Here is an 8,501-nt window from a genome sequence, read left to right as displayed (position 1 = left end):
GTTTACAACCCGAAGGCCGTCATCCCTCACGCGGCGTTGCTGGATCAGGCTTCCGCCCATTGTCCAATATTCCCCACTGCTGCCTCCCGTAGGAGTCTGGGCCGTGTCTCAGTCCCAGTGTGGCCGGTCACCCTCTCAGGCCGGCTACCCGTCGAAGCCTTGGTAGGCCATTACCCCACCAACAAGCTGATAGGCCGCGAGCACATCCCGCACCGAAAAAACTTTCCACCACCCACCATGCGGCAGACGATCATATCCGGTATTAATTTCGGTTTCCCGAAGCTATCCCAAAGTACGGGGCAGATTACTCACGTGTTACTCACCCGTTCGCCGCTCGAGTACCCCAAAGGGCCTTTCCGCTCGACTTGCATGTGTTAAGCACGCCGCCAGCGTTCGTCCTGAGCCAGGATCAAACTCTCCATAAAAAACAAACACCCAGCCAACCCCCACAAAAAAGAAGCCAACCAAGAAAGAAGAGATGCCCAACACAAAAACACTGACAAAAAACATCAGAATCAATGCCAAAAAACCATCAATCCACCCAAAAAAAAGCGAACCGACAGGGCACAACAAACTAATTCATCGACTATTGACACACTGTTGAGTTCTCAAAAATCACACGCACACCGTGGCTTGAGCATTACTACTCTCCCCTGCGGGACTTGTCGTACTTTAGTAGATCCGCATCTTGCCTGCCAAATCGGCGGGCTTTGAAGCTTTTCCACCCACCCCCGCGCGCTACGACGTCCGGGTTCGAGTGCCTTCGCCGTCTGGCGCGCGCACATCACCCGGAGGTGAAGCTCAAAGGAGGTGGCCGCCTCGGGGCCGGCAGCCCGTCCTACTGAGTCATCTCATCCGGACTTGCTGCCCGCCGCTCCCTGGCGACCCGGAGAACACTACGTGAACCGCCGCCGGAGCACAAATCGAGCGCACACTCGGCGTGTCACGCCAGCTCGACGCCGGCGAAGCGCTTCTTCCCACGCCTGAGCACCAGCCACGAGCCGGCGATGAGATCGGCCTCGGAGACAGTGGTGGCCTCGTCCTCCACACGCGTGTTGTTGAGGTAGGCGCCGCCCTCGGCGATGGTCCGTCGAGCCTCGCCACGACTGGCGGCGAGACCGCTGGCGACCAGCACGTCGACCACGGAGGGCCACTCCTCGCCGCGTGCCACCCTGATCGAGCCCGCCTCGCGCAGCGCGGCCGCGAGCGTCGTACCGCTCAGCGAGTGCAGGTCTCCCCCGCCGAACAGCGCCGCCGCCGCCGCCCGCGCCTGCGTGGTCTCCTCCTCACCGTGGACCAGCGTCGTCACCTGGTCGGCCAGCGCCTTCTGAGCGGCACGCAGGAACGGCTTCTCGGCGTGCTGCCGCTCGAGGTCCTCGATCTCCTCGTGGGAGAGGAAGGTGAACAGGCGCAGCAGCTCGCCGACCTTCTCGTCCTCGACGTTGAGCCAGAACTGATGGAAGGCGTAGGGCGACATCATCTCCGGGTCGAGCCAGAGGGCACCGCCTTCGGTCTTGCCGTACTTGGTGCCGTCCGCCTTGGTCACCAGCGGAGTGGCGAAGGCGTGCGCCTTGCCGCCGTCGGCCCGGCGGATCAGCTCGACGCCGCCGGTGAGATTGCCCCACTGGTCGGAGCCACCGAACTGCAGGGTGACGCCGTGGTCGCGGTAGAGGTTCAGGAAGTCCAGCGATTGCAGCAGGATGTAGGAGAACTCGGTGTAGCTGATCCCCTGCTCGAGCCGGCGGGCCACCACGTCGCGGCCGAGCATCCGGTTGACCGGGAAGTGTTTGCCGATGTCGCGCAGGAAGTCGATGGTCGAGAGCGAGGCGGTCCAGTCGTAGTTGTTGACCATGGTGGCTCCGTTGTCTCCGTCGAACCCCGCGTCGCCCTCGAACGCAAGGAACGGCTCGATCTGGCGACGTACTCGCTCCACCCATTCCTTGACGGTGTCGAAGTCGTTGAGAGTGCGCTCGCCGGAGTCACGTGGGTCGCCGATCATGCCGGTGGCGCCGCCGACCAGCGCGTACGGCGTGTGGCCGGCGCGCTGCAGCCGCATGGCGGTGACGATCTGCAGCAGGTTGCCCATGTGCAGGCTCGGCGCGGTCGGGTCGAAGCCCACATAGAACCGGACCCCCTCGGCGAGCGCCTCGGCGAGCGCGTCGCGGTCCGTCGAGTGCGCGACGAGGCCGCGCCACTCGAGGTCGTCGAGGAGGGTCTGGTCGATGGACACAGGTGGCCTTTCCGGTTCGCGAGTGCTCGAAGTCCTGGTGACTCCGACTCTGGTAGGGCGGGTGGGGCTCGAACCCACGACCCAAGGATTATGAGTCCTCTGCTCTGACCGACTGAGCTACCGCCCCTTCCGGCAGGACCCTACCGGGAGCCTCACTCAGGCACGATCTCGAGCGGGGCGTAGGCCAGCGCACGGAGCCCGAGGATGCGCAGCAGCAGGTCGAGCACGACCCCATGCACGCACAGAAGCCGCCGAGATCGACTCAGCGGCTTCGTCTTGCTCCCCCGGTTGGACTCGAACCAACAACCCTGCGATTAACAGTCGCATGCTCTGCCAGTTGAGCTACAGGGGATCGCTTGGCAGCCGGGAAACCTTAGCAAGCGGTCGCGTCGTACCTGAAATCGGTATCGGGCCTCGTCGTCGGCTACCAGCCGACCTCGGCACGAGCGGCCAGCAGCGCTGCGTCGGCGGCCTCGGCCACCGCTGGATCGGCGGGATCGACGGCGTCGTCGTACTGCAGGAACCAGGCGACCTCGCGGTTGCCGGCCGGGGCTCGACGTGCCACCACCCGGCCGCCGGCGAATGCCCGCTGTAACAGGACGGTGGCGGTGACCCGCTCGCGGACCAGCTCCAGCAGCCGGCCGGGGCGGTCGAGGGCAACCCGGTGGACCGGCCGGGGCGAGCCCCAGGTGCCGGCCTCGACGACGGTCAGTACGCCGTCCTCCGCGCTCCAGGAGGCGGTCTCGACCTGTTCCCAGGGAATCCGGTGCCCGGGGAGATGCAGCGCCTCCCGGCTGCCGGCCACCTCGCCCTCGGCTCCCACGGCCGTCGCGAGCAGCCGCTCGCCGGTCTCGCTTTGTCGCCTCACGACAGGAACCTGTCGCGCAGCGCCCGCCGCTGTTGCTCGAGCGAGGAGAGCGCGCCGGCGATCTCGAAGTAGGCGGCGGTGTCGTTGGGGTCGGCCCGCTGCAGCCGGCTGTGGGCGTCGTCGATCCGGCGGCCAAGGGTCGCCTCGCGGAGCCGGGCGACGGCCCAGGTCACATGGGTCTCGGGCGACTTCGACGGGATGACTTCGACCGCCAGCGCGCTGATCAGCTGGCCGAGCCGCGGGTCGTCGGCCTTGGCCCGCACGTTGGCGGCCCACTGGGAGTCTGCCGCTCCGCTGGCCAGGCCGCCGACCGACTCCATGAGCGCCCAGACGGCTCGGTGGGCGGGGTGGAGGAAGTCTTCGGCGGTGATGCCGGCGGTGAGCGTGCCGATCACCATCGGGTGCTGCAGCAGCGCGCGCAGCGCCGACCGCTCCACCAGGAATCGCGGGTCGCGCGGGTCGGGCAGGTCCTGCTGCGGTGGTGGTGCCGCGGCGACCGGCGCCGGGCGCCGGCCCGACGCCTCGGCCCGGCGTACCTCTGCCAGCGCGGTGTCGACGTCCACTCCGACCATGCCGGCCAGCTCTCGGGCGAACTCCCCCACCTTCGACCTGTCGCGCACCGAGCTGACCAGCCGGGCACCCTCGCGGAGCGCGTCGACGCGGCCGTCGGCCCGGTCGAGGTCGTAGCGACCGACGACATTGCCGAGCACGAACCGGTAGAGCGGCTGCCGACCGGCGATGAGCGCCCTGACCGCCTCGTCGCCCTGCTGGAGCCGCAGGTCACAGGGGTCGAGGCCGCCCGGCGCGACGGCGACATAGGTCTGCCCGGCGTAGTCCGCGTCGGAGGCGAACACCTTCATGGCCGCTGCCTGGCCGGCGGCGTCGCCGTCGAAGGTGAAGACGATCTCGCCGGCGCCGTCGAAGTCGCCCATGAAGCGCCGCACCACCTTGCCGTGGTCGGCGGTGAACGCGGTGCCGCAGCTGGCGACGGCGGTGGTGACGCCGGCGAGGTGGCAGGCCATCACGTCGGTGTAGCCCTCGACGACGACCGCCTGGCCGGTGGTCCGCATCCCGTGCCGGGCCAGGTCGATGCCGTAGAGCACCTGGTTCTTCTTGTAGATCGGGGTCTCGGAGGTGTTGATGTACTTCCCCGAGATGCGGTCGTCGTCGAAGAGCTTGCGGGCGCCGAAGCCGATGATGTCGCCGTTCGACTCGCGGATGGGCCAGATCGCGCGGCCCTGGAAGACGTCCCAGCCGTTGGCGCGCACCAATCCGGCGACGGCGAGCTCTTCCTCGGTGAAGCCGCGGCTGCGCAGGTGCCGCGCCAGCGACTTGCCGTCGGTGGGTGCGAAGCCGACGCCGAACTGCTCGGCCACCGCCTGGTCGAAGCTGCGCTCGGCGAGGAACTGCCGGGCCGTGACGGCGGCCGGGCCGAGCAACTGCTCGGCGTAGAACTCGGCGGCCAGCTTGTGGGCCTCGACCAGCTTGCCGCGACCCGGGCCACGCCGCTCGCGAGGTCCGCTGCCACCCTCCTCCCGCTCGAGTACGACGCCCACCTTGTCGGCCAGCCGTTCGATCGTCTCGCCGAAGCTCAGCCCGTCGATGCGCATCAGGAAGTCGATGACGTCACCACCGGCCTGGCAGCCGAAGCAGTGGAAGAACTGCTTCGACGGGGTGACGTTGAAGCTCGGCGAGCGCTCGTCGTGGAAGGGGCACAGCCCCTTCAGGTTGCCGCCGCCGGCGTTGCGCAGCGTGACGTACTGCCCGATGACGTCCTCGATCCGGGCCTTCTCGCGCACCTCGGCGATGCTCTTGTCGAGGATGCGTCCGGCCACGGGTCGATCCTAGGCCGAGGGGCCCGCGTCCTCAGTAGTCGCCGGTCATCACGTTGGCCAGCGGCCGACCGGCCGCGAACCGAGCCAGCTGCTCGCGGACCAGCCGGCGGGCGCGTGGCCACATCGCCGTGCTGGCACCGCCGGTGTGCGGGCTGATCAGCACGCCCGGCGCGTCCCAGAGCGGATGGCCGGGTGGGATCGGCTCGGGGTCGGTCACGTCGAGCGCGGCCCGGATCCGGCCGGCGCGCAGCGCGGCGACCAGATCGTCGGTGACCACGACGGGGCCGCGAGCGACGTTGACGAGCAGGGCGTCCTGCCTCATCGCGGCCAGGAAGTCCTCGTCGACCAGGCCGCGGGTCTCCTCGGTGAGCGGGACGATCAGGATCACCACATCCGCGGTGGGCAGCAGCGCAGGCAGCTCCGTGATGGCGTGGACGCCCGGCTTGGCGGTGCGAGCCACCCGCACCACCTCGCACTCGAAGGGCAGCAGCCGGGCCTCGATGGCGGCACCGATGGCGCCGTACCCCACCACGAGCACCCGGCGGTCGGCCAGCGACGAGGCGAACGAGCGCGACCACTCGTGACGGTCCTGCTGCCTGACGAACCGCGGCACCTCGCGCAGCGCGGCGAGCGTCAGCGTCAGGGCCAGCTCGGCGGTCGAGGTGTCGTGGATGCCGCGGCCGTTGCAGAGCGTGACCCCCGGCGGCACCAGATCGCGGATCGCGTCGACGCCCGCCGAGAGCGTCTGCACCACCCGCAGGCTCGCCATCTGGGGGAAGACCTCGCCGACCTTGCGCGACATGTTGTACGGCGTCACGTAGAACGCCACGTCGGCGACGCTGTCCGGCACGTGGAGGATCGGGTCTACAACCTCGAACCGCAGCCCTGCCGGCACCTCGCCCAGCTCCGCCGGGTCGAAGGGGATCCAGACGAGCGGCTCGGTCACGGCCCTGAGACTACCGAGGCGCGGCGGCCACCGCTGCGGCGACCCTGTCCCGCGGGCCGGCCACGAAGACCAGCTCGGTGTTGCGCAGGTGGGAGATCCGGCCGACCTTCTCGCCGGCGCCGTTGTGGATGCCGATCTGCGCGCCGACGTACCGCTTGGCGTCGAAGGCGAGCATCGCGACATCCTCGTGGCCGGCCTCGCGCAGCATCCGGTCGAGCTCGGCCGCGCTCAGCCAGGACTCGTCGTTGTAGGAGACCATCAGCACCTCCGCCTTGGCCCGGGAGATCACCGAGGCGAGCGCGGCGGGCATGGTGCGCCGGCCGTTGAAGACGCTGCGGGTCTCGGGGGCGCGGGCGTCGACCCGCTTGCAGGCGACGCCGTAGTGCTCCGGGGCGTCCCAGCGGACCAGGGTCTCCCAGATGTGGTAGTTGGTGAAATAGCGGTGCTGGTTGTAGGGCGGGTCGAGGTACATCAGGTCGACCGGGGGCAGCTCGTCGACGACGGTCGTGGCGTCGCCGACCACCGTCGCGCCCGGGCCGGCGACCAGCTCCGGGCGGCGCAGCACCAGGTCCTGGTGTGCGCGGGGTGCCCATTGCTTGAGATAGGCCATCTGCAGTCCGGTCGTGGAGTCGACCCGGTCGGCGGCCAGCATGAGGGCGGTCAGCAGGATCGGGAACAGCGGCGTGCCGGCGTACTCCTGCAGGGCGCTCCTGATGGCGTCGACGCGGGCGCCGTTCTTGGGCTGGAAGTAGCGCGAGCGCTCGCAGAAGGTCTCGGTGAAGTAGCCCGGCGTCGGTGGCAGCGCGTCGAGCCGCTTGAGCTCGTTGTCGAGCTCCTGGCTGTCGACCTGGGTGGCGTCGGTGGCGATGAAGCAGTCGGCGAGGACGCCCGAGTACGACGCCAGGTCGGCGGCGGTGACCTCCAGCCCGCGCCGCTTCAGGGCCTGGGCGACGCGGGTGGTGCCGGTGAACAGGTCCACGGCGGTGCGGGCGCCGGTCGCCACGGCCATGTCGGCGAGCACCGGGACGAGGGTCCGCTTGGAGCCGAGGTACTTGATCATCGACCCACCAGCCGGTGATGCCAGGAGACGGCGGTGACGTCGGTCAGCGAGGCGACCTGGTCGATGACCACCCGGCGTCGGGCGGCATCGTCGGCAGCGACGGCCCAGTCGTCGGCGAAGGGCCGGTCGAGCACGTCGGGGGCGCGATCGGCGAGCGCCGCGACCAGCTCGGCGAGCAGCTCTCGCTGCCGCTGCTGCAGCCGGCGACGGTCGGCGGACTCCATGACGTAGTAGGCGGCGATGCCCTTGAGCACGGCGATCTCCAGCCGGGTCTGCTCCGGCACCACCAGATCGGCCCGGTAGCGCACGAACGGCCCCGTCCCGGTGGCCTCCTGCACCGCGCCGCAGAACCGGCCGATGACATCGCTGGTGAGGTTCTTCAGCGACGCCACGCCGCGCCTGCTGCCGTCGTACCTCGCGACGGGCCAGCTCGGCATCGCCCGCAGCCCGTCGAAGACGGCGTCGAGCTCGGCGTCGGTGGCCTCGGGGAGGTACCAGCCGCGCACCGTCTCCCAGACCGCGGGTCGGTCGATCGTGGTGAGGTCGAGGCGGCCGGCGACGATGCCGTCCTCGACGTCGTGGACGGAGTAGGCGACGTCGTCGGCCAGGTCCATGATCTGGGCCTCGACGCATCGCCGTCGCCCGTTCTCCGGGGACCCCGTCCCCGGCGAGCGCAGCCAGGTGAAGACGGGCAGGTCGTCCTCGTAGACGCCGAACTTCCCGGTGCTCGGCCCGGCCGGCGCCTCGCCGCGACGCCAGGGGTACTTGGTGCAGGCGTCCAGCGTCGCCCGGGTCAGGTTGAGGCCGACCGAGCGGCCGTCGCGGTCGAAGGTCTTGGCCTCCAGCCTGGTCAGGATCCGCAGCGTCTGCGCGTTGCCCTCGAAGCCGCCGCAGTCGGTCGCGAGCTCGGCGAGGACGCCCTCGCCGTTGTGCCCGAACGGCGGGTGGCCGAGGTCGTGGGCCAGCGCCGCGGTCTCGGCGATGTCCGGCTGGCTCGCGCCGGGGCTCTGGCCGAGCGCCCGGGAGAGATCGCGGGCGACCTGGGCGACCTCCAGGGAGTGGGTCAGCCGGTTGCGGACGAAGTCGTCGGACTGCGGCCCGACCACCTGCGTCTTGGCGGCCAGCCGACGCGAGGCGGCGGCGTGGACGACCCGGGCCCGGTCGCGCTCGAAGGGCGTCCGCTCCGGTGCCGCCACCCGCTTGGGCGGCTCGGCGACGATGCGCTCGCGATCCGCCGCGTCGTACAGCGCATCCTCGTCCACTCACCGAACTGTAGTGGTGACAGCCTCTCGAGGTCTGGAACGGGAGGCGCGGCATCGGGGCGGGACCTTCGCCGCTCCACCATCTAGCGAGAAGGGCGGGAGATCTCGCCCGAGATCACGCGTGAGACCGGCCGATCTTCCGCCCTTTTCCGGCTCGGACCCGACGACGGCGTCTAGATGACTTATTCCAAGGGCTGGGGCCGGTGTGGCGAGGGTGAAATAGGTCGAGGGTGTCCAAGAGTCGGTGTTGCGAACCAACTCAAGCTCTGGAGGCTTTCGTGGACACCGATCTGGACACCC

The 8,501-nt window shown here is 69.5% G+C and carries 6 protein-coding genes, 2 tRNA genes and 1 rRNA gene; all 9 read right to left on the bottom strand.

Annotated elements, in window-relative coordinates; all coding sequences use genetic code 11:
• Positions 1-425: ribosomal RNA gene (locus tag QM595_RS06985) — 16S ribosomal RNA — on the bottom strand; the annotation flags it as partial.
• A gap of 518 nt (positions 426-943) precedes the next feature.
• Entirely contained in the window at positions 944-2,230 is a 1,287-nt protein-coding gene (gene tyrS, locus QM595_RS06980) for a tyrosine--tRNA ligase (RefSeq protein ID WP_415170815.1), read from the bottom strand.
• Between the two features lie 50 nt (positions 2,231-2,280).
• Positions 2,281-2,357, bottom strand: a tRNA-Ile gene (locus QM595_RS06975).
• Positions 2,358-2,509: 152 nt separating this feature from the next.
• A tRNA-Asn gene (locus QM595_RS06970) sits at positions 2,510-2,582 on the bottom strand.
• Positions 2,583-2,654: 72 nt separating this feature from the next.
• Entirely contained in the window at positions 2,655-3,098 is a 444-nt protein-coding gene (locus tag QM595_RS06965; RefSeq protein ID WP_415170814.1) for a hypothetical protein, read from the bottom strand.
• Positions 3,095-4,933 carry a DNA primase gene (gene dnaG / locus QM595_RS06960; protein ID WP_415170813.1) on the bottom strand — a complete coding sequence of 613 codons (1,839 nt, stop codon included), beginning with the start codon at positions 4,931-4,933 and terminating at the stop codon, positions 3,095-3,097. The genes QM595_RS06965 and dnaG overlap by 4 nt, the downstream gene beginning before the upstream one ends.
• A gap of 31 nt (positions 4,934-4,964) precedes the next feature.
• Positions 4,965-5,879 carry a 2-hydroxyacid dehydrogenase gene (locus QM595_RS06955; RefSeq protein WP_415170812.1) on the bottom strand — a complete coding sequence of 305 codons (915 nt, stop codon included), beginning with the start codon at positions 5,877-5,879 and terminating at the stop codon, positions 4,965-4,967.
• 10 nt (positions 5,880-5,889) lie between these two features.
• Positions 5,890-6,939 (bottom strand): DNA adenine methylase, encoded by a 1,050-nt coding sequence (locus QM595_RS06950; protein WP_415170811.1) that lies wholly within the window; start codon positions 6,937-6,939, stop codon positions 5,890-5,892.
• Entirely contained in the window at positions 6,936-8,201 is a 1,266-nt protein-coding gene (locus tag QM595_RS06945; RefSeq protein WP_415170810.1) for a deoxyguanosinetriphosphate triphosphohydrolase, read from the bottom strand. Before QM595_RS06945 ends, QM595_RS06950 begins: the two co-directional genes overlap by 4 nt.
• Positions 8,202-8,501 lie beyond the last annotated feature (300 nt).

Source organism: Nocardioides sp., assembly GCF_047607185.1.
Classification (GTDB): domain Bacteria; phylum Actinomycetota; class Actinomycetes; order Propionibacteriales; family Nocardioidaceae; genus Nocardioides.
Note: the sequence above shows the minus strand (reverse complement) of the source record. Positions and strands in the feature narration are given on the sequence as shown.

What these genes read in the sequence shown, in the direction of transcription:
- QM595_RS06950 (WP_415170811.1), bottom strand. Translation starts at nt 6,939, where the DNA reads ATGATCAAGTACCTCGGCTCCAAGCGGACCCTCGTCCCGGTGCTCGCC.